This is a genomic window from Dyella thiooxydans, from assembly GCF_001641285.1.
Classification (GTDB): domain Bacteria; phylum Pseudomonadota; class Gammaproteobacteria; order Xanthomonadales; family Rhodanobacteraceae; genus Dyella_A; species Dyella_A thiooxydans.
Genome location: NZ_CP014841.1, coordinates 1167273 through 1193360 on the forward strand (window position 1 = coordinate 1167273; position 26088 = coordinate 1193360).

Annotated in this window: 23 protein-coding genes; 8 read left to right on the plus strand and 15 right to left on the minus strand. The window is 67.3% G+C overall.

The annotated features are described in order from the left end of the window. Nucleotides 1-14 precede the first annotated feature (14 nt). Entirely contained in the window at nt 15-803 is a 789-nt protein-coding gene (locus ATSB10_RS05415) for an META and DUF4377 domain-containing protein (protein WP_063671095.1), read from the minus strand. 59 nt (nt 804-862) lie between these two features. Next, a complete protein-coding gene (locus tag ATSB10_RS05420) occupies nt 863-2761 on the minus strand; it encodes an esterase/lipase family protein (protein WP_335645880.1) in 1899 nt (632 codons plus the stop codon). 173 nt (nt 2762-2934) lie between these two features. Here ATSB10_RS05420 and ATSB10_RS05425 point away from each other — a divergent pair, with 173 nt between their 5' ends. The 3 genes from ATSB10_RS05425 (at nt 2935) to ATSB10_RS05435 (ending at nt 6081) form a co-directional block, all read left to right on the plus strand. Continuing rightward, nucleotides 2935-3948: an NAD(P)H-quinone oxidoreductase gene (locus ATSB10_RS05425; protein ID WP_205631097.1), complete on the plus strand. Its 1014-nt coding sequence runs from the start codon at nt 2935-2937 to the stop codon at nt 3946-3948. 124 nt (nt 3949-4072) lie between these two features. Further along, the gene (locus ATSB10_RS05430; protein WP_063671098.1) at nt 4073-4774 is read left to right on the plus strand and encodes a pirin family protein; all 702 of its coding nucleotides are present in this window, start codon (nt 4073-4075) and stop codon (nt 4772-4774) included. Between the two features lie 362 nt (nt 4775-5136). Next, a complete protein-coding gene (locus ATSB10_RS05435; RefSeq protein WP_063671099.1) occupies nt 5137-6081 on the plus strand; it encodes an MBL fold metallo-hydrolase in 945 nt (314 codons plus the stop codon). A gap of 231 nt (nt 6082-6312) precedes the next feature. Here the strand turns inward: ATSB10_RS05435 and ATSB10_RS05440 are convergent, their stop codons facing one another. The 10 genes from ATSB10_RS05440 to cmk form a co-directional block, all read right to left on the minus strand. After that, complete coding sequence (locus tag ATSB10_RS05440; RefSeq protein ID WP_063671100.1) at nt 6313-6663, minus strand: tRNA-binding protein; 351 nt, start codon at nt 6661-6663, stop codon at nt 6313-6315. Between the two features lie 64 nt (nt 6664-6727). Continuing rightward, nucleotides 6728-8017: an NAD(P)/FAD-dependent oxidoreductase gene (locus ATSB10_RS05445; protein WP_063671101.1), complete on the minus strand. Its 1290-nt coding sequence runs from the start codon at nt 8015-8017 to the stop codon at nt 6728-6730. 114 nt (nt 8018-8131) lie between these two features. After that, entirely contained in the window at nt 8132-9007 is an 876-nt protein-coding gene (gene galU / locus ATSB10_RS05450; protein ID WP_063671102.1) for a UTP--glucose-1-phosphate uridylyltransferase GalU, read from the minus strand. Continuing rightward, nucleotides 9008-10903, minus strand: a complete 1896-nt coding sequence (locus ATSB10_RS05455) for a polysaccharide biosynthesis protein (protein WP_063671104.1) — start codon at nt 10901-10903, stop codon at nt 9008-9010. It abuts the gene before it with no gap. Continuing rightward, a complete protein-coding gene (locus tag ATSB10_RS05460) occupies nt 10903-11928 on the minus strand; it encodes an MraY family glycosyltransferase (RefSeq protein ID WP_063671106.1) in 1026 nt (341 codons plus the stop codon). The genes ATSB10_RS05455 and ATSB10_RS05460 overlap by 1 nt, the downstream gene beginning before the upstream one ends. A gap of 6 nt (nt 11929-11934) precedes the next feature. Continuing rightward, nucleotides 11935-13104 (minus strand): lipopolysaccharide assembly protein LapB, encoded by a 1170-nt coding sequence (lapB, locus tag ATSB10_RS05465; RefSeq protein ID WP_063671108.1) that lies wholly within the window; start codon nt 13102-13104, stop codon nt 11935-11937. Further along, on the minus strand, nt 13101-13355 hold the full coding sequence (locus ATSB10_RS05470; RefSeq protein ID WP_063671110.1) for a hypothetical protein: 255 nt from the start codon (nt 13353-13355) through the stop codon (nt 13101-13103). The genes lapB and ATSB10_RS05470 overlap by 4 nt, the downstream gene beginning before the upstream one ends. 123 nt (nt 13356-13478) lie before the next feature. Further along, entirely contained in the window at nt 13479-13778 is a 300-nt protein-coding gene (locus ATSB10_RS05475) for an integration host factor subunit beta (protein ID WP_063671111.1), read from the minus strand. Between the two features lie 78 nt (nt 13779-13856). Further along, a complete protein-coding gene (rpsA, locus tag ATSB10_RS05480; RefSeq protein WP_017460806.1) occupies nt 13857-15530 on the minus strand; it encodes a 30S ribosomal protein S1 in 1674 nt (557 codons plus the stop codon). A 162-nt stretch (nt 15531-15692) separates the two neighbouring features. Further along, entirely contained in the window at nt 15693-16373 is a 681-nt protein-coding gene (cmk, locus tag ATSB10_RS05485; protein WP_205631098.1) for a (d)CMP kinase, read from the minus strand. A 107-nt stretch (nt 16374-16480) separates the two neighbouring features. On the opposite strand from cmk, the gene ATSB10_RS05490 reads away from it, so the two are divergent. The 4 genes from ATSB10_RS05490 (at nt 16481) to ykgO (ending at nt 20184) form a co-directional block, all read left to right on the plus strand. Next, nucleotides 16481-16738, plus strand: coding sequence for an acyl-CoA-binding protein (locus tag ATSB10_RS05490; RefSeq protein ID WP_017460808.1), 258 nt, complete (start codon nt 16481-16483; stop codon nt 16736-16738). A 75-nt stretch (nt 16739-16813) separates the two neighbouring features. Beyond that, nucleotides 16814-18832: an NADPH-dependent 2,4-dienoyl-CoA reductase gene (locus ATSB10_RS05495; protein ID WP_063671113.1), complete on the plus strand. Its 2019-nt coding sequence runs from the start codon at nt 16814-16816 to the stop codon at nt 18830-18832. Nucleotides 18833-19085: 253 nt separating this feature from the next. Then, nucleotides 19086-19997: a LysR family transcriptional regulator gene (locus ATSB10_RS05500; RefSeq protein WP_063671115.1), complete on the plus strand. Its 912-nt coding sequence runs from the start codon at nt 19086-19088 to the stop codon at nt 19995-19997. Between the two features lie 61 nt (nt 19998-20058). Further along, a complete protein-coding gene (gene ykgO / locus ATSB10_RS05505) occupies nt 20059-20184 on the plus strand; it encodes a type B 50S ribosomal protein L36 (protein ID WP_008215056.1) in 126 nt (41 codons plus the stop codon). Between the two features lie 125 nt (nt 20185-20309). Here ykgO and greA read toward each other — a convergent pair whose 3' ends face one another. Genes greA through carA form a run of 3 tightly spaced genes read right to left on the minus strand, consistent with a single transcriptional unit; the run spans nt 20310 to nt 25139 of the window. Further along, nucleotides 20310-20786 (minus strand): transcription elongation factor GreA, encoded by a 477-nt coding sequence (gene greA / locus ATSB10_RS05510; protein WP_017460811.1) that lies wholly within the window; start codon nt 20784-20786, stop codon nt 20310-20312. After that, nucleotides 20783-24010: a carbamoyl-phosphate synthase large subunit gene (gene carB / locus ATSB10_RS05515; RefSeq protein ID WP_063671121.1), complete on the minus strand. Its 3228-nt coding sequence runs from the start codon at nt 24008-24010 to the stop codon at nt 20783-20785. Before carB ends, greA begins: the two co-directional genes overlap by 4 nt. A 1-nt stretch (nt 24011) precedes the next feature. Then, entirely contained in the window at nt 24012-25139 is a 1128-nt protein-coding gene (gene carA / locus ATSB10_RS05520; protein WP_063671125.1) for a glutamine-hydrolyzing carbamoyl-phosphate synthase small subunit, read from the minus strand. A gap of 215 nt (nt 25140-25354) precedes the next feature. Between carA and ATSB10_RS05525 the strand changes: the two genes are divergently transcribed. Next, nucleotides 25355-26050 (plus strand): 2OG-Fe(II) oxygenase, encoded by a 696-nt coding sequence (locus ATSB10_RS05525; RefSeq protein WP_063671129.1) that lies wholly within the window; start codon nt 25355-25357, stop codon nt 26048-26050. Nucleotides 26051-26088: the final 38 nt, after the last annotated feature.

The window sequence follows — 26088 nt, forward strand, 5'->3', positions numbered from 1 at the left end:
GGTCTGCGCCGGGATCAGGGGCTGGCGACTTTCTCCGATTCAACCACCATGTCGAGCACGTAGGCCGGACCTTTCGAGGTATCGAAGCGCTTTACCCGCAGGACATTGCGCATGCCGGGTTCATGCGTGTAGCCCTCGATGCCCGACGTCATGACATGCCACGGCCCGGGCTCGCCGCTCTTCAGGCCGTGGGCGTCGTAGTGCCGGTCGCGCACGCTCAGGCATCGGGTGTCGCGGGATGCGCCGGTGTCGCATGGCACGTCCTGCGCCGCCACCTCCAGGAATTCGACCTGCCCTGGCCCGCCGTAGCGCCTCTCGGCCGTCGGCTGCCCGGTGAACTGCAGCACGTCGCCGTCGGCGGTGACCAGCTGCAGTTGGGGCATGGCTCCCTCCCGGTCGATCGAGATCGATGGCCGGCTCTTCAACCTCTGCACCACGGCCTGATCGAGGCCGCCCAGGCCGGCCTGCAGGCAGGCCATCTGGGTGGAGAGCATCGGGCCCAGCACGAGTTGCCCCTGTTCGATGCGGTAATTCGCTCCCCTGGCGTTGCACAGCTGGCCGATCGTCAGGTGGTTCTGCGAGAAATCGAGCTGCACCGGCCGGTCGGGGCGCACGAACAGGGCCGCGATGCGTTTGCCATGCGCATCGATCGCCGACTGCAGCTTCCAGTGGTAGCCCTGCAAGGAGGCCGGATCAACCGGCACGATGGAATCCGGAGACGCGCCGGGCACCGGCTTGGCGGAGCACGCCGTACACGCCGCCAATGCCAACAGCAGCGGCAGGACCAGGGTACGGATCGACATATCGGCGCTTCCCGGGTGACGTGACCGATGGAGCATATGTCGCCCGGACAGGCCGCGTGTTAGCGCGATGTGTCCGATGCACGCGGCACGACCGCGTCCCCGGCAGGCAGACCTGCGTGCTCGCGCAGGATGCGCCGGATCTCCAGGATCGCCTGCGGCGTCTCCTGCACGCTGTGGCCGGAGACGATCACCTTCTCGCTCGCCGCGCCTGCCAGGTGTGCGCTGGCATAAGGCACGAAGCCGTCACTGGAGACCTCCAGCGGCCCTTCCGCGCTGCGCCGGGCGATGATCGAGTGATAGCGCACGCCGGGCACGATCGGCAGCGTGGACGTGGCCCGCAGGTAGGGACTGGTGTCGCGCAGTACGTTGACACCGGTCGGCGCGGCGCGGAACAGCGCCGCCTGCTCCGGCAGTTCCCCGGCCAGCGCATCGGCGATGCGGGTACTGGCATCCAGCAGGGTCTTCGGCAGGCGGATCAGCCGGGTGACCATGCGTGCCAGCCAGTGTCCCGCGACCGGCGTGCCGGCATGCGGCGCGGCGAGGAAGATCGCCTCGTCCACGCCAGGCAGCGGCTTGATGGTGAGGTAGGGTGCCAACGCGGCGAGCCGCCTGCGCCGCGGCGAATCCGGAGGAGCGTGGAAGATGCGCTGCCAGAGCACTTCGCCGCTGTCGACCACCAGCAATCGCGCGATCACGCCGCCCATGCTGTGGCCGATCAACGTGACGTGGTGACTGGCCGGCGCGGTGCCGGCCGGATCGAGCGCGGCGAAGGTCTGCTCCAGCGCCGCCCGGATCTGCACCAGGTTCACCGGGATCGGTGCGTTGGTCGGGTAATAGACCTCCCAGATCTGATAGCGCCTGCGCAGCGCCTCGTCGCCCATCACCTCGTTGGCGAGATTCACCCAGGCCTCGGGACTGGAAGCCAGGCCATGGATCATCACCACCGTGAGGCGATGGGGATCGTACGGCTGCATCAGGATCACGCGCGGATGATCGAGCGCGTTGTCGCGTCCGAGGAGGTTGTCGATCGCCTTGCGGTTGAAGCCGGACTCGGCCAGCCAAAGCGCATACGGTGCGCTGAAGTTGGCCGCCAGCGGCACGGTCTGGCCGTCCAGTTGCATCGTGTCCTGGCGATACGGATCGAGGGCGTCGACCACCGCTTCGCGGGTGTCGAGCACCTGCGCCAGGGTGTCGCCGGGAAATTGCAGCAACACGGTGGCCGGCAGGTAACCGGTCTCGGCGAACGGTTGCGTCGGCGCCCGCCGGGCGGCCTGGGTCGGACGCGCCACCATCACTACCTCGGCACCGAGACCGTCCCGGCGATAGACGCTCTCGAGCCCGTCGATGCGCAGGCGGGAGGCCGGCACCATGGCCTCGAGTTTCGGCGCGCCGCGCGGCAGGGTCAGCTGGATCTCGCCGTAGCGAAGGCGCCAGCCATCCACCGCCTCGGCACTGCCCGGGGACGGTGGATGAACGTGCCCGGCCCGCTGCCCCCGCGCGAACAGCAGTGCCGCGACGCGCTCGGCGGCGTAGTTGTAGCTGTCGCGCATCTGCGTCTGCCGATCCTCGAAAGCGCGTTCGCGCGGCGTGCGCTCGCCGAAGAACAGATAGGCGTAGGCATAGCGCGCGGCATCGAGGTAGTCGGCGATCGGGCCGGCGGTATCGCGGCCGGCGGAGCGGTCGGCCTTGAGCGCACCGTCCAGGGCGAGCTCGGCCAACGCGGAGAGGCGAGAGTCATTGCCCAAGATGGTCGCCTCGCGCAACGCCTCCACGCAGGGCGACGGCTCGGCCACGCAGCGATCGGGATCGAGCCCCAGCCGCGACATCGCGTTGCGGCTGGCATAGCTGAGATGGCCGGTGCTGAGGACGTCGCCACGACGGCCTTCGTCGTAGTCCCGCGGATCGCCCTGTTTCACATGCACCAGCGCGCAACCGGTCAACTGCAGGAGCAACAGCACGACGGCGATCCAGCGCGCCGACGCGGGCCCACTGCACCCGCCGGATCGAATCGGTGCCGTCGTATCGCTTTCCCGCATGCGCGCCTCCCCACCTGCAGCCAAGGGTACATCGCACGCCCTGCACTGCCGTTGCGCGATCATGGGCGATCTTCACCGTCGATCAGGAGCCTGCGATGACCACCATGCGCGCCATCGCCATCCGGGAACCGGGTGGTCCGGAAGTACTGACGCCGTGCGCACGGCCACGTCCGGCTGCAGGGCCGGGCGAAGTACTGATCCGCGTCGCCGCCGCCGGGGTGAATCGGCCCGACGTGTTCCAGCGCCTCGGCCGCTACCCGCCACCGCCAGGCGCCTCCGACCTGCCCGGGCTCGAGGCGGCGGGCGAGCTGGTCGAGGGCGACTTCAGTGGCGACAACCCGTTTGGCCTGAAAGCCGGGGATGCCGTTTGCGCCCTGCTTGCCGGCGGCGGCTATGCCGAATACGCGGTAGCTCCGCTGGGCCAGTGCCTGCCGGTGCCTGCTGGCCTGAGCATCGTCGAGGCCGCGGCACTGCCGGAGAACTTCTTCACGGTATGGAGCAACGTGTTCGACCGCGGCCAGCTCGGCCGGGGCGAAGGCGGTGCCGGGGAAACCCTGCTGGTGCAGGGTGGCTCCAGTGGCATCGGCGTCACCGCGATCCAGCTGGCGCGCGCACTTGGCCACCGGGTGTTCGCCACCGCGGGCAACGCGGAGAAATGCCACGCCTGCGCCGCCCTGGGTGCCGAGGCCATCAACTACCGCGAGGAGGATTTCGTGGCACGGATCAAGGCGCTGACCGACGGCCGTGGCGTGGACGTGGTGCTGGACATGGTTGCCGGCGACTACGTGCCCCGCGAGCTCGACGCCATGGCCGAAGGCGGCCGGCTGGTAATCATCGCCACACTGGGCGGCAGCGCTGCCACGATCGACGCCGGTGCGCTGATGCGTCGGCGCCATACGATCACCGGCTCGACCCTGCGCAACCGGCCGGTGGCGTTCAAGGCGGCGATCGCCCGGGCGCTGCATGAGCACGTATGGCCCTTGCTGGCCGCGGGCACGGTGCGGCCGGTGGTGCACCAGATGTTCCCGGCCGCCGAGGCCGCCCAGGCGCATGCACTGATGGAGAGCTCGCAGCACATCGGCAAGCTGGTGCTCACGTGGGAGCCCTGATCGTTTCCAATATTGATCCAATAAGGCAACAATCAGTTCTATTGGCGTCACTATGCGCACGACATGATTGCGCCTATCGTTCGCTCCAGGGCGCCGACCGGCGCCGACCACATGGGAGAACGTCATGATCGAACGCCGTCCTTTCAGCACCCTCGGCAGTGCGGACCACGGCTGGCTCAATGCCAAGCACCACTTCTCGTTCGCGGGCTATCACGACCCGCGCCGGATGGGCTGGGGCGCGCTGCGTGTGTGGAATGACGACACCATCGCCCCGGGCACCGGCTTTCCGCCGCACCCGCATTCGGACATGGAGATCATCACCTACGTGCGCGAGGGTGCCATCACCCACCGCGACAACCTCGGCAACGAGGGGCGCACCGAGGCGGGCGACGTGCAGGTGATGAGCGCGGGCAGCGGCATCACCCACAGCGAGTACAACCTCGAGCCGGGCACCACGCGGATCTTCCAGATCTGGATCATTCCGGACGAACACGGCCGTCCGCCCTCCTGGGGCGCCAAGCCGTTCCCGCGCGGCGATCGCGCCGGCAAGTTCGTCACTCTGGCCAGCGGCATCAAGGAAGACACCGACGCCCTGCCCCTGCGCACCGACGCCCGCGTGCTGGGCGCGACGCTGAAGGCCGGCGAGAGCACCACCTACGTGCTGGGCGACGGACGCCACGGCTACCTGGTTCCGGCCAAGGGCAAGGTGGAGGTCAATGGCGTGTCGCTGGATGCGCGCGATGGCGCGGCTATCCGCAACGAGCCGGCCCTGCGTGTCACCGCACTGGAGGACGCCGAGCTGGTGCTGGTGGACGCCGCGGCATGAGCCACCCCGGCCACCCGCCGAGAGGCGGGTGGCCGTCGTCAGCGACACAACCCACGCGTCATGGCCCTGTCGCAGGTGGCGCTGCACGGAGCCCCGATCGCCGCCAGTCAGCCAGACCATGCCGCTCGAACAGTGGCACCGCGATATGGCACTCGTCGAGGAAGTCCCCGATCGACGCGGCTGCCCACCCGACAGCCGTCAGCGCGAACCGGTTCCTCCGGCGCATTTTCCATCGCTGCTCACGGATCGCGGCCCGGAGGATGCTCACGCGCTTGCCTGCCCAGCCGTTCCGCGACCAAGGTTCAACTGCCCGTCACGGGGTGGCTTGCTACCCTGAGGACTGTTCCTGGACGGAGGCAGTCATGAGCGTTCCCTACGGTATCCACACCATCGACACCGGCTTCGTGCGCCCGCAATTCGACGCCGCCTACCTCGTGGTGGAAGGCGATCGCGCGGCGTTCATCGACTGCGGCACCAACTACGCCGTGCCGCGCATGCTCGCCGCGCTGGACGCCGCCGAGCTGACCCCCGCGCATGTGGACTGGCTGATCCTCACCCACGTGCACCTCGACCATGCCGGCGGCGCCGGCGAGCTGATGGCCGAGCTGCCGAACGCGAAACTGGTGGTGCACCCGCGCGGCGTGCGCCACATGATCGATCCCTCAAAGCTGTGGGCCGGCGCCAGCGCGGTGTACGGCGAGGCCGTGATGGACGAAACGTACGGGCGGCTGCGCCCGGTGCCGGCCGAGCGCGTGATCGAGGCGGCCGACGGGCACATCGTGCACCTCCAGGGCCGGCAGTTGCTGTGCATCCACACGCCCGGACACGCCAGGCACCACATGGCGATCTACGACCGCCAGTCGAACGCCTGCTTCACCGGCGACACCTTCGGGCTGTCCTATCGCGACCTGGATACCGACCGGGGACCCTTCATCATTCCGACCACCTCGCCGGTGCAGTTCGATCCGGAGGCGCTGCACGACTCGATCGACCGCCTGCTCGCGCTGGAACCCGAGGCGATGTACCTGACCCACTACGGGCGGGTGGAAGCGGTGGAACGACTGGCTGCCGACCTTCACGCACAGATCGATGCCATGGTTGAGCTGGCACTCGAAGCCGATGGCCAGCCGGATCGCTACCATCGGCTTCGCGCTTCCCTGGCCGCCCTGTATTTTTCCCGCGCCCAGGCCCACGGCTGGACCAAGGGCCGCGAGGCACTGGAAGCGCTGGCGCTGGACATGGACATCACCCTCAACACGCAGGGGCTGGAGGTCTGGCTCGATGGCCGCAGGGACTCGCGCGACTGACGCCCGAGCGCGCGCATCGAGCGCGCGTTGCCCGTGGGGTGCTCCCACCCGGTCGATGCTGCAGCCGTGGCACGCAACCCAGCTGCCGCGGCCCCGGCTCCGCCCGTCCCATTGCTTCCGGCCCGACTCGGGACGGAAGCCCACGTGCCGTCAACGATCGTCGGCCAGGCTACGGGCGTCCGCGCCCTTTGCATGCCGGGTGCGATCCGCTGCTTCATCCGCCGCCTCCGGCTAGGACAAGCGCGAACCGTTCGGCACCGGGCGTTCGACAGTGGTGATGACGACACCCTCATCCGTGTGGAACCCGGTCAGCAGGAACTGCGAACGGAACGGCCCGACCTGCTTCTCGGGAAAGTTGATCACGCCGACGATCTGCCGGCCGACGAGATCCTCGGGCCGGTACAGCGACACGATCTGCGCGCTGGTCTTGCGCTCGCCATAGGGACCGAAGTCCACCCATACCTTCCATGCCGGACGGCGGGCCTCGGGAAACGCCTCGACCCGGGTAACGGTGCCGGCAACGATGAGCACGCGCTCGAAGTCGGCCCAGCTGATCTCTGCGGGAACATTGGCGTCGCTCATGGACTCACGCGGTGCGCTGTGGAAAAACCGCAGGGTAGCGGCCACACACGGCCGTTCGCCACGCTCAGCCCTCCAGGCGGGTCTTCAGCCAGTCGTTGAACTCGTGCCACCAGTAGGTGGCCTGGGCTCCCGCGAAGCCGAATGGCCGCCAGGTGCTGGGCAGGCCGTAATCGGCGAACTGCTTCCAGCCCTCGTCGCCCTGGGCGATCGCGGCGGCGACCAGCTCGCCCGCCGCGCAGGTCGGTCCCACTCCGTGACCGCCGAACGCCTGCGCCCACCACAGGCCGTTGCCGTCGCTGCCGATCTGCGGCATCTGGTGACGTGCGTAGCTCATCAGGCCGGACCAGGCATAGTCGATGCGCACGCCCTCGAGCTGCGGGAAGACCCGCAGCAGGTCCCGCTTGAGCAGCCGCTGCACGGCTTGGGACGAACGGTTGAGCACCGAGATCCGTCCACCCCACAGCAGCCGGCGATCGGGCAGCGGACGGTAATAATCGAAGGCGAAGCGGCTGTCGTAGATTGCCGCACGCGTGCGCAGGCAGTCATCCAGGCGGTCCCCGAGCGGCTCGGTCACCATCACGTAGGTGGCGATCGGCAGGATCGCGCGATCGATCGGCTTCTGCAGTCCGGCGAGGTATCCCCCGCAGGCAAGCACCACCTGGTCGGCGAAGATCTCGCCCTGTGCCGTGACGATCCTCCAGCGCAGGCCCGCCCGCTCCATGCGCTTCGCTGCCGTTCCTTCATGGATCGACACACCCTGCTCCGCCGCCGCCGAGGCCAGGCCGATGGCGTAGTTCAGTGGATGCAGGTGCAGCGCGTCGCGTTCGTAAAGCCCGTCGAAATAGCGTTCGCTGCGCACGCGGTCACGCAGCTCGGCCTGATCGAGCCATTCCCAGTGCACGCCGTAGCGTTCGGCCAGCAGGGTCTGGCGATCGCGCAATACGGCCGGGTCGCGAAACCAGTTGGCCCAGATCACGCCTTCGTCCACGGCGTCGCAGGCGATGTCGTAACGGGCGACCCGTTCCCGGATGCGGTGGACGGCCGCCGTGGTCAGCCCGAACAGCGCACGCGCGCGCTCGGCGCCGAGCTGGTCGAGCAGCGACTGCTCGCCGAGCGAGTAGCCGGCAAAGACGAAACCGCCGTTGCGCCCGGACGCACCGAAGCCCACCTGCTCGCGCTCGAGCAGCACCACGTCGGTGACGCCGCGCTCGGCCAGGCCGAGTGCGGTATTCAGGCCAGCGTATCCGCCGCCGATGATCGCCACGCGGGCCTCACGCCGACCTTGCAGCGGCGCGAAGGGCGCGTAGGCGTTCGCGGTGGCGCGGTAATAGGAGGCGGCCGGTACAGGGGGCATCAGGGCAAGGGTGAACCGGCTATCGACGAAGCCCGGAGGATAACCGCATACCGCCACCCGCGGGGCTGACGGCGTCCGGCCCGTGCCGAACGCCACAGGCGGAAGCCAAGGCCGTCAGTGGGTGGCGACGAATTCGCGCACCACCGCCGCCAGCTTCGGATCCTGCATGGCCATGTGCATGGTGGCGCGCACCAGACCGGCCTTGTTGCCGCAGTCGAAGCGGGTGCCCTGGAAACGGTAGGCCAGCACCTTGCCCTGCTCCTTGAGCAGCGCCTCGATCGCGTCGGTGAGCTGGATCTCGCCACCGGCTCCGGGCGTGGTGCGCTCGAGCAGCTCGAAAATGTGCCCGGGGAGCACGTAGCGACCGACCACGGCCAGGTTGGAGGGTGCGTCCGCCGGCTTCGGCTTCTCCACCATGTGCCGGATCTCGGCACTGCGCTCATCCACTGGCGTAGCGGCCACGATGCCGTACTTGTCGGTCTCGTCGTGGGGCACTTCCTCCACGGCGATCACGCCCGCGCCGCCCTGGGCCTGGGAGAGCTCGGCCATCTGCCCCAGGGCACCGCGGCCGGTATTCCAGATCAGATCGTCAGGCAGAATCACCCCGAACGGCTCGTCGCCGACCACCGGCTTGGCGCACAGTACCGCATGACCAAGGCCGAGCGCCTCGGGCTGGGTGACGAAGATCGCCCGCACGTGCCTGGGCAGCGTGCCCTGGACCATTGCCAGCAGGTCGGACTTGCCCTTTTCCTGCAGTTTGGCCTCCAGCTCGTAGGCCTTGTCGAAATAGTCGGCGATGGCGTGCTTGTAGCGGTTGGTGACGAACACCAGGGTGTCGGCCCCGGCGTCGACCGCCTCGTCCACTGCGTACTGGATCAGCGGACGGTCCAGCACCGGCAGCATCTCCTTGGCCACCACCTTGGTGGCGGGAAGAAACCGGGTGCCGAGTCCGGCGACGGGGAACACCACCTTGCGCAACGGCTTGCTCACTTACCTTTCTCCAGTCTCTTGGCGACGGATGGATACGACGTTGGCCGGCTGCGCCGTCTCGCTCCAGCGGAACGAGGGCAACAGGCTGGACACGCAACGCCGCAGTTCCTCTTCATCGAAGCGGTCGACCGCTTCCGCCGATTTGTTGATGGCCGCCACCAGCAACTCCCAGGCCACCTCGCGGTGCTGTGCCAGGAAGATCTTCGCGTGGGCGGTCTCGCTGTAGTTTTCCTGCGCGTGGAACAACTCCTCGAACAACTTCTCGCCCGCTCGCAGCCCGGTATAGACGATGGGGATCTCGGTGCCCGGCTTCTTTCCGGCCAGCCGGATCATCTGCTCGGCCAGATCGCGGATCTTGACCGGCTCCCCCATGTCCAGCGCGAAGATCTCTCCGCCTCGGCCCAGGGTGGATGCCTGCAGGATCAGTTGGCACGCCTCCGGAATCGTCATGAAGTAGCGCGACATCTCCGGATGGGTGACGGTAACCGGCCCACCGTCACGGATCTGTTGACGGAACAGCGGCACCACCGAGCCGGCCGAGTCGAGCACGTTGCCGAAGCGCACGGTGATGAAGCGGGTCGATGAGCGGGCACTGAGATTCTGGCACCAGATCTCCGCAATACGTTTGCACGCCCCCATCACGCTGGTGGGATTCACAGCCTTGTCGGTGGAGATCAATACGAAGCACCCGACGCCGTGCTCGTGGGCCAGTTCGGCCACCTGGCGCGTGGCGAGCACGTTGTTGCGGAAGGCCGTACGCAACTGGCTCTGCAACAGCGGCACGTGCTTGTAGGCGGCCGCATGGAAAACCACCTGCGGCTTGTGGTCGACGAACACCTGCGCCATCGCGACCCGATCGCCGCAATCGGCCAGTACGCCATCCAGAATCAGCTCGGGGAAATCCGCAGCCAGTTCCTTGGCCACGCGATAGAGGTTGTACTCGCTGTTGTCGACCACGGTCAGCGCCGCCGCCCCGAGCCGCGCCACCTGGCGACACAGCTCCGAACCGATCGAGCCACCGCCGCCGGTCACCATCACGCGCTGGCCGGTGAGATTCTCGCGGATCGCGGTCCAGTCAAGCTGGATGGCATCGCGCCCGAGCAGATCCTCGATCGCGACCTCCTTGATCTCGTTGAAATGGGCGCGCCCGGCAACGACGTCCTCGAGCCGGGGAACCGTGCGATACGGCAGTCCGGTGGAGTCGCACAGCTCGACCACCCGGCGCATCTGCGCCGTGGACGCTCCGGGCAACGCGATCAGCAACATTTCCACGCCGGTCTCGCGCGCCACGTCGGGCAGGTCCTCGAACCGCCCCAGTACCGGACAGCCGCTGATCTTGGCGCCGCGCAGGCTGCCCAGATCGTCGACGAACCCCACCACGTTGAAGCGGCTGTCCCGACGAAGGTCGCGCAACAGCGCTTCACCGGCCCGGTCCGCGCCCACGATGAGGACACGCTTGGCCGGCTTGGACTCGAACAGGTCGACGCGACTGTCCTTCCAGAACCGGTAGAGCAGACGCGGGGCCCCCAGCAGGGTGGCGAGGATCACCGGGTAAAGCAGCAGTACCGAACGGGGAACCCCGGCAAGCCGGTCGTAGAGGAACAGCACCAGGCCGATCACCAGGCTGCCGGCCACGGCCGCGCGCAGGATGTTCCACAGGTCCGGCAGGCTGGCGAACCGCCACACGCCCTTGTACAGGCCGGTCCAGGCAAAAAGCAGGCCCTGCACGGCCAGGACCAGCGGAAATTCGAGGGCAACGAAGCTGACCACTTCGTCCGGCTTCATCGCATAGCGAAGCGCCTTGGCCAGCCACCAGGCGATGGCGGCCACGGCGAGGTCATGCACCACCACAGCCGCGCGCGGATGGATCGCTGCGATGAACTTACGAACCGACATCAGAATTTCCGCTCCCTAGCCCGCCGAAGGCAACGCCGCTTCAGCATCATCCAGACCGCCAACGACACGCCGTAGATCACGACAAAAACCACCCAGCCTTGCGCGCCCATGCGCCATGCGGCATACGCCGACGGAGCGCACACCAGCAGGTTCCAGGCCGTATAAGACCCGGACACCGCTCCATGGGACCGCCCCCCGCGAACCATCCACTGGTAAAGATGTTCGCGATGCGCACTGTACCAGCGGCGACCTCGCCAGATCCTGACCAGCAGCGTCATGCCGGCGTCGGTGAAGAACGCCGAGCACAGGATGGCGGCTGGCCAGCACGTGGCCGGGGCGATCCGCCACAGCATCGCTCCGATGGCGAACACCAGAAACCCCAACGAGCCGCTTCCGACATCGCCCATGAAGATGCGGGCCGGTGACCGGTTGTATACCCAGAATCCGGCCGTCGCGAACCCCACGGCAAGCGCCACGATGGCCAGCCCATAGGCCGGCTGAGCCAGGGCCAGCGCAAGGCAAGCCAGCCCTGCCATCACGAACATCGCCTGCTGTGCCAGCAGGCCATCAATGCCGTCCATGAAATTGTGCAGGTTGATGCTCCCCACGCCGACGAACAGCAGCAGCGGCAACCATGCAACCGGGACACCGGAGGCGCACAACGCCAGCGCCAGCAATCCCGCGGCAGCCGTCTGGGCCACCAGCCTGGGGACGACCGGAAGCGGGCGGTGATCGTCCCACCATCCGGTCCACGCCACGCAGGCCAGACCCAGCCAGACGGCAGCAAACGTCAGCCGGCGCTCGGCCGACACAACGTCCAGGGCAATGACCGGCAAACCGATCAATACCGCGACGACGATGCCGATCCCGCCGCCACGCGGGGTCGGGATGGTGTGGGAGCGCCGCTGTCCAGGCTGGTCCAGCATGCCGCGACGATGCGCATAGGCGATCGCCGCGCGGACCACCGCAAGGGCGACGAGGAAGCAAAGCGGTGGAAGCAACGAGGCCGACCCTGGCAAGACCATTCCGCGCTACTCGTTGGCCACGCCATGGATGGGGCGGATCGTGCTCCAGCTCTTGCAGCTGGGGCACTGCCAATGGTGCGCCTTGGCACCGAAGCCGCAACGGCTGCAGCGGTACATCGCCTGACCTTCGAGCAATTTGCGGGTGAGATCGCGAAGAATCAGGAAATTGTCCCTCGCTTCGCCCTGGATCTTGTCCATCGTGGCATCGATCAGCGCCATCAGGCCGCGCACCGAGGGGCGCTGGCGCAGTTGCCCGGTGAGAAAGTCGACCGCCACCCGCTCGCCGTCGCGCTGCTGGTAAAGCCGGGTCAGGGCCAGCACCGGCGAGATGCCGTGGTAGCGGGTCAGGATGTCCTGCAGGAATGTCTCGGCACGCGCCATCTGCTGCGTACAGGCATAGCTGTGCAGCAGCGGCGGCAGGATTTCGGGCACAAAAGCCACGTCGGCCGCCACGGCTGCCTCGTAGGCGGTTATGGCATCGTCGTGCTCGCCCTGTTCGGCGTGCAGGCGACCAGTGAGCATGAATGCGCGGACACAGTCCGGCTGGCATTCGAAGGCCTGCCTGAGGTAGTCCGCCGCCTCGGCGCGGGCTCCTGCCTGGCGCGAACGTTCGGCCAGCTCGCAGTAGAACTGCGCCACCATCGCCGACTCGTCCTCGCCGGTCATCGCCTCCAGTCGACGGGCGTGTTCGATCGCCTTGTGCCAGTCCCGCTCGTGCTGGTAGATCGCAATCAGGTGCCGCAGGGCCGATGGCGCATGCGCATCCATCGCCACCAGGTCGCAGAACAGGGTCTCGGCGCGATCCAGCAGGCCCGCGCGCATGTAGTCCTCGCCCAGCTCGAGCAAGGCGACGGTTTTCATCGCGTCGGACAGCCCCTGGCGCGAGACCAGGTGCTGGTGCAACCGGATGGCACGATCCACCTCGCCGCGTCGACGAAACAGATTGCCCAGCGCGAGGTGGGTCTCCACGGTATCGCGGTTGTACTCGGCCAGCTTGAGGAACACCTCGATGGCCTTGTCCTGTTCTTCGTTGAGCAGGTAGTTCAGGCCGCGGAAATAGTCCGAGGAGAGTTCGCTCACCCTGGCGCCTGAGCGACGCACACCGGCACGCCGCGAAGTCCACCACCCGCTCAGGAAAGCTACTGGCAGAAGCAACAACGCATACAGGGGATTCATGGAGCGCGGGACGCCTCGCCGGATACCCGAGACGAGCGCTTTCCGCGGGCCGGTCGGCGGAACCGGCCAAGCCATGCCGTCAACCCGCCAAGCAGCCACCCGACCAGCAATGCGGCCAGCAGGGCCGCCCCTTTGGGCAGGGACACGCTCGCGATACCGAAGTCATAGACGACCAGGTCGGCATTGAGCGCCCCGAGCATGACGCCAAGGGCAACGAAAGCGATCACGACGAGCAGGATGAGCAAGCGCATCCGATGACTTTACCCGATCGCCCCAGGCCGGCACAGATCACCGGACCCGAAAAGCAAAAGGCAGGATCGACCTCGCGGTCGCCTGCCTTCATCCCTGGCCCGAACGGGCCAGACCAGCGGATATCAGTCTTCGGCCGACTCGGCCGACTGGTTCACCCGCTCGCGGAGCTCCTTGCCTGGCTTGAAGTGCGGTACATGCTTGCCCGGAAGCGCCACCGCCTCGCCAGTCTTGGGGTTACGCCCCATGCGCGGCGGACGATAGTGCAAGGCAAAGCTGCCGAACCCCCGGACCTCGATGCGTTCACCGTTGGCCAGTGCATGGCTCATCTGCTCGATGACGCTCTTGACGGCCAGCTCGACATCACCGAACGCAAGATGCTGCTGGCGCTTGGCCAGCGCCTCGATCAACTCGGATTTGGTCATGGGTCCCCAATGTCCGTGACGTGGTACTGCGGGGCGGCCGGAAAGCCGCCCCGCATCCTGCTAAGACTCGTACAGGAGTTACTCGGCCTTGTTGAGCTGCTCCTGGAGCAGCGCGCCGAGCTTGGTCGTACCGCTGCTGGCCGAACCGTAGTCCGCCATCAGATCCTGCACATCGTCCTCGTCCTTGGCGCGGATCGACAGCGACAGCTGACGACCCTTGCGGTCCATGCCGGTGAACTTGGCTTCGACCTTGTCGCCCACCTTCAGATGCTGGGTGGCGTCGTCGATGCGCTCCTTGGCGATGTCGTTGGCGCGGATGTAGCCCTCGACGCCATCACCCAGGTCGACCACCGCACCCTTGGCGTCGACTTCCTTCACCGTACCGGTGACGACCGTGCCGCGCGAGTGGTTGGCCATGAACTGACCGAACGGATCCTGCTCCATCTGCTTGATGCCGAGGGAGATGCGCTCGCGCTCCGGATCCACGGCCAGCACCACGGCCTCGATCTCGTCGCCCTTCTTGAAGTTGCGCACCAAGTCCTCGCCCGAGGCCTGCCAGGAGATGTCCGACAGGTGGACCAGGCCGTCGATGCCGCCGTCCAGACCAATGAAGACGCCGAAATCGGTGATCGACTTGATCTGACCGGAGACCTTGTCGCCCTTCTTGTGCATGGCGGCGAAGGCTTCCCACGGGTTCGAGCGGGTCTGCTTGATACCCAGCGAGATGCGGCGACGCTCTTCATCCACGTCCAGCACCATCACCTCGGTCTCGTCACCGACCTGCACCACCTTGGCCGGGTTGACGTTCTTGTTGGTCCAGTCCATCTCGGACACGTGGACCAGACCCTCGACGCCCGGCTCGATCTCGACGAAGCAGCCGTAATCGGTGACGTTGGAGACCTTGCCGAACAGGCGGCTGCCGACCGGGTAGCGGCGCGAGATGGCCACCCACGGATCGTCGCCCAGCTGCTTCAGGCCCAGCGAGACGCGGTTGCGCTCGCGGTCGTACTTCAGCACGCGCACTTCCAGCTCGTCGCCGACGTTGACGACTTCGGACGGGTGACGCACGCGCTTCCACGCCATGTCGGTGATGTGCAGCAGGCCGTCGATACCGCCCAGGTCCACGAACGCGCCGTAGTCGGTGAGGTTCTTGACCGTGCCCTTGACCACCGCGCCCTCGGTCAGGCGCTCCAGCAGCTTCTCGCGCTCCTCGGAGAACTCGGTCTCGACGACGGCGCGGCGGCTGACGACCACGTTGTTGCGCTTGCGGTCCAGCTTGATGATCTTGAACTCGAGTTCCTTGCCCTCGAGGTACACCGGGTCACGGACCGGGCGCACGTCGACCAGGGAGCCCGGCAGGAATGCGCGGACGTCCTTGATGTCGACGGTGAAGCCGCCCTTGACCTTGCCGGAGATCATGCCGGTGATGGTCTCTTCCTTGTCGAAAGCCGTCTCGAGGTCGTCCCACACCATCGAGCGCTTGGCCTTCTCGCGGGAGAGCTTGGTCTCGCCGAAGCCGTCTTCCAGGGCGTCCAGGGCGACCTTGACCTCGTCGCCCACCTGCACTTCCAACTCGCCCTTCTCGTCCTTGAACTGCTCGATCGGGACGATGCCTTCGCTCTTCAGGCCCGCGTTGATCACGACGACGTCGTTGCGGATCTCCACCACGATGCCCGTGACGATGGCGCCCGGCTTGAGCTTGGCGATGGCCTGCTGGCTCTGTTCAAACAGCTCGGCAAAACTTTCAGTCATGTTGATTCCAGAAATGAGAAAAGGCCGTAGTTCCTGCGCGCCGTCGGATGTAATGCGCAGAAACGGATCGGCCCACCGGTTGTGGGTGATCGGGGTTACCCCCTTCACCGTTGACCAAAACCCCATGCCGCGGCAGGGGCGCTTGTTGCCGGCCCGCGGTCCTCAGGACCGCACGACGGCGAATACTTTCGCGACGACCTCGTCGATGGGCATGCCGGTGGTGTCCACCAGAACCGCATCGTCGGCAGGCTTGAGCGGAGCGACGGCCCGGGAAGCGTCGCGGGCGTCACGCGCCTCAATCTCGCGCTGAAGGCCGCTGAGTGTAACGCTCAGACCCTTTTCCTTCAACTGCTTATAGCGTCTTTTCGCCCGTTCGGCCGCACTGGCGGTGAGGAATACCTTGTGGGCGGCATCCGGGAAGATCACCGTGCCCATGTCGCGCCCGTCCGCAACCAGCCCCGGGGCCTTGCGAAAACCCAGCTGGAGATCCACAAGTGCCTGACGCACCGAAGGAATCGAGGCAATGGCCGAGGCCGCGGCACCCGCCGTTTCCGTGCGCAGTTCGTCGGTGGCATCGTGCCCATTCACCAGCACCCGCGTGTCCCCGCCGTCCGCCGACGGGTGGAATCGGATTTTCGTGGATTGCGCGCAACGGGTGACCGCATCGACGTCGGACAGGTCCAGTCCGGCCGCCCCGGCGGCATAGCCCACCGCCCGGTACAGCGCGCCGGAGTCGAGCAGGCGCCAGCCGAGGCGTTCGGCGACCAGCCGGCTGACGGTGCCCTTGCCCGATCCCGACGGCCCGTCGATGGTGAGCACAGGCACGACAACGGGACGGGACATGGGCGGTTTCCTTGGGCAAAGGCCGCCATGTTACCGCGTTGACCCCTCCCCGGGTGCGTGCTATCAAGCCGGCCACTGCCCGCTCCGGGCAAGGGGGCAAGCATCTCATGAGCGATCTCCGCCACGCCTTCGAGCGTGCGGCCGAGGACGTCAAACGGCTGGGCACGCGGCCGGACAACGACACCCTGCTGAAGCTCTACGCCCTGTTCAAGCAGGGCTCCGAAGGCGACGTTCACGGTGAGCCTCCGGGCTTTTTCGATTTCGTCGGCACCGCGAAGTACGAGGCTTGGGCCAAGCTGCGTGGCACCCCGAGCGACGAGGCCATGCAGCACTACATCGCCCTGGTCGAACGACTGCTGCCGTGAGCGCCACCCCGGCGAGCTTGCTTTTCCCACCGCGTTGCGGGCAGATTCATACGATCGTTTGATCGGAACCCTGCCATGTCCTATCCGCACCTGCTGGCCCCGCTCGACCTGGGCCACGTGACCCTGCCCAACCGGGTGCTGATGGGCTCGATGCATACGGGCCTGGAGGATCGCGCCGCCGACTTCGATAAGCTGGCGGCCTATTTCGCCGAGCGCGCCAGGGGGGGCGTCGGCCTGATCGTGACCGGCGGCATCGCGCCGAGCATCGAGGGCTGGCTGAAGCCGTTCGGCGGGCGACTGTCGATGCCCTGGCATGTCGCGCGGCACCGCAAGGTGACCCGTGCCGTGCATGCCGAGGGCGGACGCATCTGCATGCAGATCCTCCACGCGGGCCGGTACGGCTACCACCCACTGTCCGTCGCACCGTCGAAGATACAGTCGCCGATCACCCCGTTTACGCCCCGCGCCCTCTCCGCCCGTGGCGTCGAACGCACCATCGGCGACTTCGTGCGCAGCGCGGAACTGGCCCGCGAGGCGGGCTACGACGGCGTGGAGGTGATGGGCTCGGAGGGCTATCTGATCAACCAGTTCCTGGTCGAGCGCGCCAATCGCCGCCAGGACGCCTGGGGCGGCGACGCCCGGCGCCGGATGCGCTTTCCGGTGGAGATCGTGCGGCGCACCCGCGAAGCGGTCGGCAAGGACTTCATCATCATCTACCGCCTATCGATGCTCGATCTGGTCGAGCAGGGCCAGAGCTGGGAGGAGATCGTTGCACTGGGCCAGGCGATCGAGGCCGCCGGCGCGAGCATCATCAATACCGGCATCGGCTGGCACGAGGCGCGCATCCCGACCATCGTGACTTCGGTGCCGCGGGGCGCGTTCACGTGGGTGACCCGGAGGATGAAGCAGGAGGTGCGCATCCCGCTGGTCACCACCAACCGCATCAACATGCCCGACGTCGCCGAGCGGATTCTCGCCGGTGGCGACGCCGACATGGTGTCGATGGCGCGACCGTTGCTGGCCGACCCGGACTGGGTGCGCAAGGCGATGGACGACCGCGCCTCGCGCATCAACACCTGCATCGCCTGCAACCAGGCCTGCCTGGACCACGTGTTCCAGAACCGCCGCGCCAGCTGCCTGGTGAACCCGCGCGCCTGTCACGAGACCGAGCTCACCATCACGCCGGCGGCGAAGCGCAAGCGCATTGCCGTCGTCGGCGCAGGACCGGCGGGCATGGCCTGTGCGAGCGTGGCCGCCGAGCGTGGCCACACCGTCACCCTGTTCGACCAGGCCGACCGCATCGGCGGCCAGTTCAATTACGCCAAACGCATCCCGGGCAAGGAAGAGTTCCACGAGACCCTTCGTTATTTCGGCCACCGCCTTGCCGACGCGGGGGTGACGCTACGGCTGGGCACACGCGTCGATGCCGCCATGCTGTCCGACGGATCGTTCGACGAAGTGGTACTGGCGACGGGGATCACGCCGCGCCGGATCGCCTTCCCCGGCAGCGAGGACCCGCGCGTGCTGAGTTATCTCGACGTGCTCGCACGCGATCGCCCGGTGGGTCACAAGGTCGCGATCATCGGCGCCGGCGGCATCGGGTTCGACGTGGCGGAGTTCCTCGTCGAGAACCCGCCCGCGCCCAGCACGGACATCCAGCGATGGACTCGCGAATGGGGCGTCGACATGGCCCTGACCGCGCGCGGCGGCCTGGACGCACCGGCGCCCGAGTCGCCCGCACGCCAGGTCTGGCTCCTGCAGCGAAGCGAAGGTCGTCCCGGCGCGCGGCTTAACAAGACTACCGGCTGGGTTCATCGCGCCACGCTCAAGTCCAAGCAGGTGCAGATGCTCGGCGGCGTCGCCTACGATCGCCTCGACGACCAGGGCCTGCACATCAGCGTGGCAGGCAAGCCAACCGTGTTGCCGGTCGATCATGTGGTGGTCTGTGCCGGCCAGGAGCCGTTCCGGCCGCTGGCTGATTCGCTGTCAGCCTCAGGAATGACCACTCATGTCATCGGTGGTGCCGACGTGGCGGCGGAGCTCGATGCCAAGCGCGCCATCGATCAGGGCACACGCCTGGCTGCATCGCTCTGACGAGAGGGTACCGGAGGGTAGCGCGCTCCCCGCGGAAAGGATTCCGCGGGAGGGAAAAAAGAAACGCCCCGCGAAACGACGCATCGACGGGCGGCTCAAGGGGGGAGGCCGGCGGTCGAGGGGGAGAGCGTCGCTGCGGGGCGGGGCCGCGCCACCCGGGGGAGGGGAAAGGTGGCGGACAGGTGGAATCTTAGGCTCGCCCAAGAAACAGCGCCAATATATATTTCCCGCCAGATTAATCTGGTTTCCCTATATGTTTGATTTCCGCCAGTTGCGCTACTTCGTGGCCGTCAGCGAAGAGCTGAGCTTCACTCGTGCGGCTCGACGACTGCATCTGTCGCAACCGCCGCTCTCCCAGCAGATCCAGGCCCTTGAGCAGGATCTCGGCGTGCGCCTGCTCGAACGCACCAAGCGATCCGTCTCGCTGACCGGCCCGGGGCGCATCTTTCTCGATCATGCAAGGCAGATCCTGGCCAAGGCGGACGAGGCGCGCACCCAGGTAGTGGCGGCCGCAGCCGGCCACAGCGGCCAGCTGCGACTGGCATACACGGTATCGGTATCGTTCCACCCCGCCCTGCCGCGGATCCTGCTGCGCTATGGCCAGGTCGCACCGAACGTGCGGGTCGAGTTGAGCGAGCTGTACACCGAGCCACAGTTCGAGGCGCTGCTGGACGGCCGGATCGACGTCGGCCTCGTACGCGATGAGCCGCGTCGCGCGATCGATGCCAGGGCGCTGCGCATGACCGTCCTGGATCGGGAGCCGCTGCTGCTCGCCCTGCCGGCGGGCCATCCCCTGTCGGGACGCAGCAGCCTGCGGCTGGACGAAGTGGCGCAGGAGCCCTTCGTCGCGCAGCCACGCGAGGTAGCCGTGACGCTTTACGACCGCCTGCACCAGCTCGCGCAGAAGGCCGGATTCCAGCCCCGGATCCAGCGCCACGTGCAGCAGGTGAACGGCATGCTGGCGATGGTCGCTGCGGGCCTTGGCCTCGCACTGGTACCGGCGACGATGCGGACCGTCCGGCTGGCCGGGCTGGCGTATGTCCCGGTCGAAGACCCCGACGCCTACATGCTCCTGGCCATCGCCAGCCGGGCCAGCGACACCTCGCCGGCGCTGGCCCAGTTCCTGGCCGTGGTCGCGGAAACCGCCACCGTCGGCAGCTTGTGATGGTCAGGAAAGCACGCTACAATCGCGGACTTGAATTTTTCTTTGGTTCCAGGAGCTGGCCGTGAAGGTGCTTTCCTCTTTGAAGTCCGCCAAGCAGCGGCACCGTGACTGCAAGGTTGTGCGCCGTCGCGGCAAGGTGTTCGTGATCTGCAAGAGCAACCCGCGTTTCAAGGCCCGTCAGCGCTGATTCCCGCGCGACGAGTCAGGAAAAAGGCCGCGAAAGCGGCCTTTTTTTGTGCCTGGCTCGGGGACCGGACCACTTCGCGAACCGCTGGTGCCCCGCCCTGAGGCGAGGCACCGATGGTCTCCGGATCATTCGTAGCGCACGTCGACGATCTCGTAATGCTTGACGCCGTTCGGCGCGGTGAACTCGAAGCTGTCCCCCGCACTCTTGCCGATCAGGGCGCGCGCGATCGGAGAAGACACCGCGATCAGCCGCTTCTTGATGTCGGCCTCCAGGTCGCCCACGATCTGGTAGGTCACCGCCTCGCCGCTGTCCTCGTCCTCCAGGTCCACGGTGGCGCCGAACACGACCCGGTTGCCTGCGCCGAGCCGGGTGATGTCGATCACCTCGGCCGTGGACAGCGCCGCTTCCAGCTCGGCGATGCGGCCCTCGATGAAGCTCTGCTGCTCGCGGGCAGCGTGGTACTCGGCGTTTTCCTTGAGATCACCGTGAGCGCGGGCTTCCGCGATCGCGGCGATCACCTTGGGGCGGTCCACGGATTTCAGGCGATCCAGCTCGCCACGCAGGCGCTCAGCGCCCGCCCTGGTCATCGGTGCGCGACTCATGCGCTCAACTCCCTGTGCAGTTCCTGCAGGCTGTGCACCTCGCCCGCGCCATGGAAGTCCAGCGAATGGATCAGGGCCCGGGCACCGGCGACGGTGGTGGAATAGGTGACGCGGTGCTGCAGCGCCTCGCGCCGGATCGAGAACGAGTCGGCGATCGCCTGCTTGCCCTCGGTGGTGTTGACGATATAGACGATCTCGCCGTTCTTGATCAGGTCGACGATGTGCGGCCGGCCCTCGAGCACCTTGTTGACGCGCTCGCAGACCACGCCGTGCTCGGTGAGGAATGCCGCCGTGCCGGCGGTGGCCACCAGGCTGAAACCGCGCTGGATCGCGTCGCGCGCCACCGGCAGCAGGCGCTCCTTGTCGGCATCGCGCACCGACACGAACACCTTGCCCTTCGGCGGCGTCTTGATGCCGGCAGCATCGTGGCCGCGTGCGAAGGCGGCGCCGAAGCTGCGGCCCACGCCCATCACCTCGCCGGTGGAACGCATCTCCGGGCCGAGGATCGGATCGACGTTCTGGAACTTCAGGAACGGGAAGATCGCTTCCTTGACCGAGTAGTACGACGGGATCACCTCGCGGGTCGCGCCCTGCTCGGCCAGCGAACGGCCCGCCATGCAACGTGCGGCGATCTTGGCCAGCGGTACGCCGGTGGCCTTGGAGACGAACGGCACCGTGCGCGAGGCGCGCGGGTTCACTTCCAGCACGTAGACCGTGTCGCCCTGGATCGCGAACTGGGTATTCATCAGGCCGATGACCTTCAGTTCCCTGGCCATCGCCGCGACCTGGCGGCGCAGCTCGTTCTGCACCTCGCCCGACAGGGAATACGGCGGCAGCGAGCAGGACGAGTCGCCCGAATGCACGCCGGCCTCCTCGATGTGCTCCATGATGCCGCCGATCAGCACCTCGCCGGTGGCGTCGGCGATGATGTCCACGTCCACCTCGACGGCATGGTCGAGGAAGCGGTCCAGCAGCACCGGCGAGTCGTTCGACACCTGCACCGCATCGCGGATGTAACGGGCGAGGTCGGCGTCGTCGTAGACCACCTCCATCGCGCGGCCGCCCAGCACGTAGCTCGGACGCACCACCAGCGGGTAGCCGATCTCGCGCGCCAGCGCCAGCGCCTCGTCGGCGTTGCGCGCGGTGCGGTTCGGTGGCTGGCGCAGGCCCAGCTTGTGGATCATCTGCTGGAAGCGCTCGCGGTCCTCGGCCAGGTCGATCGAATCCGGCGAGGTGCCGATCACCGGCACGCCGGCAGCCTCCAGCGCACGGGCCAGCTTCAGCGGAGTCTGGCCGCCGTACTGCACGATCACGCCCTTCGGCTGCTCCAGGTCGACGATCTCCAGCACGTCCTCGAGCGTGAGCGGCTCGAAGTACAGGCGGTCAGAGGTGTCGTAGTCGGTCGAGACGGTCTCCGGGTTGCAGTTGACCATGATGGTCTCGAACCCGTCTTCGCGCAGCGCCAGCGCGGCGTGCACGCAGCAGTAGTCGAACTCGATGCCCTGGCCGATGCGGTTCGGACCGCCGCCGAGCACGATCACCTTCTGGCGGTCGCTCGGGTTGGCTTCGCACTCCTCCTCGTAGGTGGAGTACATGTAGGCGGTGGTGGTGGCGAATTCGGCGGCGCAGGAGTCGACGCGCTTGTACACCGGGCGGATGCCCAGCGTGCGGCGCAGGTGGCGCAGCGCCGCCTCGTCGGTGCCGACCAGCTCGGCCAGCCGCGCATCGGAGAAGCCCAGCCGCTTGAGCTGGCGCAGGCGCGGCGCGTCCAGCGCGGTGACGCCCTGCTCGCGCACGGCGTTCTCGGCCAGCACGATGTCCTCGAACGCGGCGAGGAACCACGGATCGACGCGGCTGAGGCTGTGCACCTCCTCCAGCGACAAGCCGGCACGGAACGCATCGGCCAGGTGGAATACGCGGTCGGGCCGCGGCTCGCGCAGCTCGCGCTTGAGCTTAGCCAGCCCCTCGTCACTGGTCAGGTCCAGACCGGTCGGGTTGAGGCCGGTCTTGCCGATCTCCAGGCCACGCAGCGCCTTCTGCAGCGACTCGTGGAAGCTGCGGCCGATGGCCATCACCTCGCCCACCGACTTCATCTGGGTGGTCAGGCGGGCGTCGGCCTGCGGGAACTTCTCGAACGCGAAGCGCGGGATCTTGGTGACCACGTAGTCGATGGTCGGCTCGAACGAGGCCGGGGTCAGGCCGCCGGTGATGTCGTTCTTCAGTTCGTCCAGCGTGTAGCCGACCGCCAGCTTGGCGGCGATCTTGGCGATCGGGAAACCGGTGGCCTTGGACGCCAGCGCGGAGGAGCGCGACACGCGCGGATTCATCTCGATGACCACCACGCGGCCGGTCTCGGCATTGATGCCGAACTGCACGTTGGAGCCGCCGGTGTCCACGCCGATCTTGCGCAGCACCGCGAGCGAGGCGTCGCGCAGGCGCTGGTATTCCTTGTCGGTGAGCGTCTGCGCCGGCGCCACGGTGATCGAGTCGCCGGTGTGCACGCCCATCGGATCGAGGTTCTCGATCGAGCAGACGATGATGCAGTTGTCCGCCTTGTCGCGGACCACCTCCATCTCGAACTCCTTCCAGCCGAGCACGGACTCCTCGACCAGCACCTCGTGCACCGGCGAGAGGTCGAGGCCGCGCTTGACGATCTCCTCGAACTCCTCGACGTTGTAGGCCACGCCGCCGCCGGAACCGCCCAGCGTGAAGCTGGGGCGGATGATGGTCGGGAAGCCGACGCGGGTCTGGATGTCCACCGCCTGCTCGTAGCTGCGCGCAACCTCGGCCTTCGGGCAGTCCAGCCCGATCTCGGCCATCGCCTGCTTGAACAGCTCGCGGTCCTCGGCCATGCGGATCGCCTCGCGCGAAGCACCGATCAGCTCGACGCCGTATTTCTCCAGCACGCCGTTGTCGGCCAGGTCCAGCGCGCAGTTCAGCGCGGTCTGGCCGCCCATCGTGGGCAGCACCGCGTCCGGACGCTCCTTGGCGATGATGTGCTCGACCGTCTGCCAGTTGATCGGCTCGATGTAGACCGCATCGGCCGTGTCCGGGTCGGTCATGATGGTGGCCGGATTGGAATTCACCAGGATGACCCGGTAGCCCTCCTCCTTCAGCGCCTTGCAGGCCTGGGCGCCGGAGTAGTCGAACTCGCAGGCCTGGCCGATGACGATCGGGCCGGCGCCGATGATCAGGATGGACTGGATGTCGGTGCGCTTGGGCATGTCAGCGGGCCTCCTGCATCAGGGCGGCAAAGCGGTCGAAGAGGTAGCCGATGTCGTGCGGGCCGGGGCTGGCTTCCGGGTGGCCCTGGAAGCAGAACGCCGGGCGGTCGGTGAGCGCGAAGCCCTGCAGCGAACCGTCGAACAGCGAAGTATGGGTGACGCGGGCGTTGGCCGGCAGCGTGGCCGGATCCACCGCGAAGCCGTGGTTCTGGCTGGTGATCAGCACGCGGCCGTCGTCGTGGTCCTTCACCGGGTGGTTCGCGCCGTGGTGGCCGAACTTCATCTTCAGCGTCTTCGCGCCGAGCGCCAGGCCCATGATCTGGTGCCCGAGGCAAATGCCGAACAGCGGCACCTTGGCATCCAGCAGCTCGCGCGTGGCGGCGATGGCGTAGTCGCAGGCCGCCGGGTCGCCGGGGCCGTTGGAGAGGAACACGCCGTCCGGCTGCATCGCCAGCACCTCGGCGGCCGGGGTCTGCGCCGGCACCACGGTGATGTCGCAGCCCTGCTCGGCCAGCAGGCGCAGGATGTTGCGCTTCACGCCGAAGTCGTAGGCCACCACCTTGAAGCGCTTCTCCGGGTGGTTGAACGCGGTGCGGTCCAGGTCGTAGGTGCCCTCGTTCCACTCGTAGTGGGCGGTGGTGCTGACCACCTTGGCCAGGTCCATGCCATTCAGGCCGGGGAAGCCCCTGGCCGCGGCGATGGCCGCGTCGGCATCGATCGATTCGCCCGCCACGATGCAGCCACCCAGCGTGCCCTTGTCGCGCAGGATGCGCGTGAGGCGGCGGGTGTCGATGCCGGCGATAGCCACGATGCCGTGGCGCCGGAGGTAGTCGGGCAGGCTCTCCTGGTTGCGCCAGTTGCTGGGACGGCGCGGCACGTCGCGGACGATCAGCCCGGCGGCGTGCACGGCGGCGGACTCCTCGTCCTCGACGTTGCAGCCAGTGTTGCCGATGTGGGGGTAGGTCAGCGTGACGAGCTGCCGGGCGTAGGAGGGATCGGTGAGGATCTCCTGGTAACCGGTCATGGCGGTGTTGAACACCACCTCGCCGACGGTCTGGCCGGTGGCACCCACGGCGTGGCCGTGGAACACGCTGCCGTCTTCGAGGGCTAGCAGAGCAGGAATAAGCATGGGGAGGCCGCCTTTAGGTGCAGCAAAGCCCGCAAGCCGCGATCAAGCTGGCTTGTGGACCTTAGGTCGTGGATGGACTGGGCGGATCGAAATGATAGGCCGCGACAGCTTTCCTGTCCACGACTTCAGGTGAACGGAGAGCCAGGCAGGGCAAGTGAAGACGCCTCGCGGAGCGCTACACTTGCGCGTCCGCCCCTCGTGGAAGCCATCACCCGATGAATGCCGTCGTGCTGCTCGATCCTGCCCGCCTGGACCGTCCCGATACGGAGGTGAAGCTCGAGCCGTTCCCGTTCATGGTTGCCCACGGCCAGCTTCCCGACGAAGCCCGCAGCGACCTCGATCGCGATTTCCCGAAATACACCAGCGCAGGATTCTTTCCCTACGACCCCGCGGACTGCGGACCGACCATCAACACCCTGGTCGAGCACCTGACTGCCCCCTCGTTCGCCAGCGCCGTGGGTCGTCGGCTGGGCATCGAGAACCTGGGCGACTATCCGACGCTGGTGACGATCTGCCGCTCGCTCAACAAGCGCCATGGCACCATCCACACCGACAGCCGCTCCAAGATCGCCACCGCCCTGCTCTACCTCAACCCGAAGTGGCCGGACACCAGCGACGGCTGCCTGCGCTTCCTGCATCGCATCGACAATATCGACGACGTGGTCGTGCCGGAACTGAAGCCGCTGTACGGCGAGTTCGCCGTATTCAAGCGCTGCGACAACTCCTTCCATGGGCACCTGCCGTACGAGGGGGAGCGTCGCGTCATCCAGATCGCATGGCTTACCAGCGAAGAGGAAAAGATGCGCAAGACCAAGCGCGGCAAGTTCTCGCGCTCGTTCAAGAAGATCTTCGGCCGACTGGACACCCGCTTTGGCGCCGGCCGCGCCCGCGACGCCGCGCACCGCGACTGACCCCGGTCGGAGCGGTTCGCGCATCGGGTGCGCGAACG

What these genes read in the sequence shown, in the direction of transcription:
- ATSB10_RS05425 (WP_205631097.1), top strand. Translation starts at nt 2,935, where the DNA reads ATGACCACCATGCGCGCCATCGCCATCCGGGAACCGGGTGGTCCGGAA.
- ATSB10_RS05460 (WP_063671106.1), bottom strand. Translation starts at nt 11,928, where the DNA reads ATGGTCTTGCCAGGGTCGGCCTCGTTGCTTCCACCGCTTTGCTTCCTC.
- ATSB10_RS05440 (WP_063671100.1), bottom strand. Translation starts at nt 6,663, where the DNA reads ATGAGCGACGCCAATGTTCCCGCAGAGATCAGCTGGGCCGACTTCGAG.
- ATSB10_RS05475 (WP_063671111.1), bottom strand. Translation starts at nt 13,778, where the DNA reads ATGACCAAATCCGAGTTGATCGAGGCGCTGGCCAAGCGCCAGCAGCAT.
- ATSB10_RS05495 (WP_063671113.1), top strand. Translation starts at nt 16,814, where the DNA reads ATGTCCTATCCGCACCTGCTGGCCCCGCTCGACCTGGGCCACGTGACC.
- ATSB10_RS05500 (WP_063671115.1), top strand. Translation starts at nt 19,086, where the DNA reads ATGTTTGATTTCCGCCAGTTGCGCTACTTCGTGGCCGTCAGCGAAGAG.
- ATSB10_RS05455 (WP_063671104.1), bottom strand. Translation starts at nt 10,903, where the DNA reads ATGTCGGTTCGTAAGTTCATCGCAGCGATCCATCCGCGCGCGGCTGTG.
- cmk (WP_205631098.1), bottom strand. Translation starts at nt 16,373, where the DNA reads ATGTCCCGTCCCGTTGTCGTGCCTGTGCTCACCATCGACGGGCCGTCG.
- ATSB10_RS05415 (WP_063671095.1), bottom strand. Translation starts at nt 803, where the DNA reads ATGTCGATCCGTACCCTGGTCCTGCCGCTGCTGTTGGCATTGGCGGCG.
- ATSB10_RS05490 (WP_017460808.1), top strand. Translation starts at nt 16,481, where the DNA reads ATGAGCGATCTCCGCCACGCCTTCGAGCGTGCGGCCGAGGACGTCAAA.
- ATSB10_RS05525 (WP_063671129.1), top strand. Translation starts at nt 25,355, where the DNA reads ATGAATGCCGTCGTGCTGCTCGATCCTGCCCGCCTGGACCGTCCCGAT.
- ATSB10_RS05430 (WP_063671098.1), top strand. Translation starts at nt 4,073, where the DNA reads ATGATCGAACGCCGTCCTTTCAGCACCCTCGGCAGTGCGGACCACGGC.
- lapB (WP_063671108.1), bottom strand. Translation starts at nt 13,104, where the DNA reads ATGAATCCCCTGTATGCGTTGTTGCTTCTGCCAGTAGCTTTCCTGAGC.
- carB (WP_063671121.1), bottom strand. Translation starts at nt 24,010, where the DNA reads ATGCCCAAGCGCACCGACATCCAGTCCATCCTGATCATCGGCGCCGGC.
- greA (WP_017460811.1), bottom strand. Translation starts at nt 20,786, where the DNA reads ATGAGTCGCGCACCGATGACCAGGGCGGGCGCTGAGCGCCTGCGTGGC.
- ATSB10_RS05470 (WP_063671110.1), bottom strand. Translation starts at nt 13,355, where the DNA reads ATGCGCTTGCTCATCCTGCTCGTCGTGATCGCTTTCGTTGCCCTTGGC.
- carA (WP_063671125.1), bottom strand. Translation starts at nt 25,139, where the DNA reads ATGCTTATTCCTGCTCTGCTAGCCCTCGAAGACGGCAGCGTGTTCCAC.
- ATSB10_RS05445 (WP_063671101.1), bottom strand. Translation starts at nt 8,017, where the DNA reads ATGCCCCCTGTACCGGCCGCCTCCTATTACCGCGCCACCGCGAACGCC.
- ATSB10_RS05435 (WP_063671099.1), top strand. Translation starts at nt 5,137, where the DNA reads ATGAGCGTTCCCTACGGTATCCACACCATCGACACCGGCTTCGTGCGC.
- rpsA (WP_017460806.1), bottom strand. Translation starts at nt 15,530, where the DNA reads ATGACTGAAAGTTTTGCCGAGCTGTTTGAACAGAGCCAGCAGGCCATC.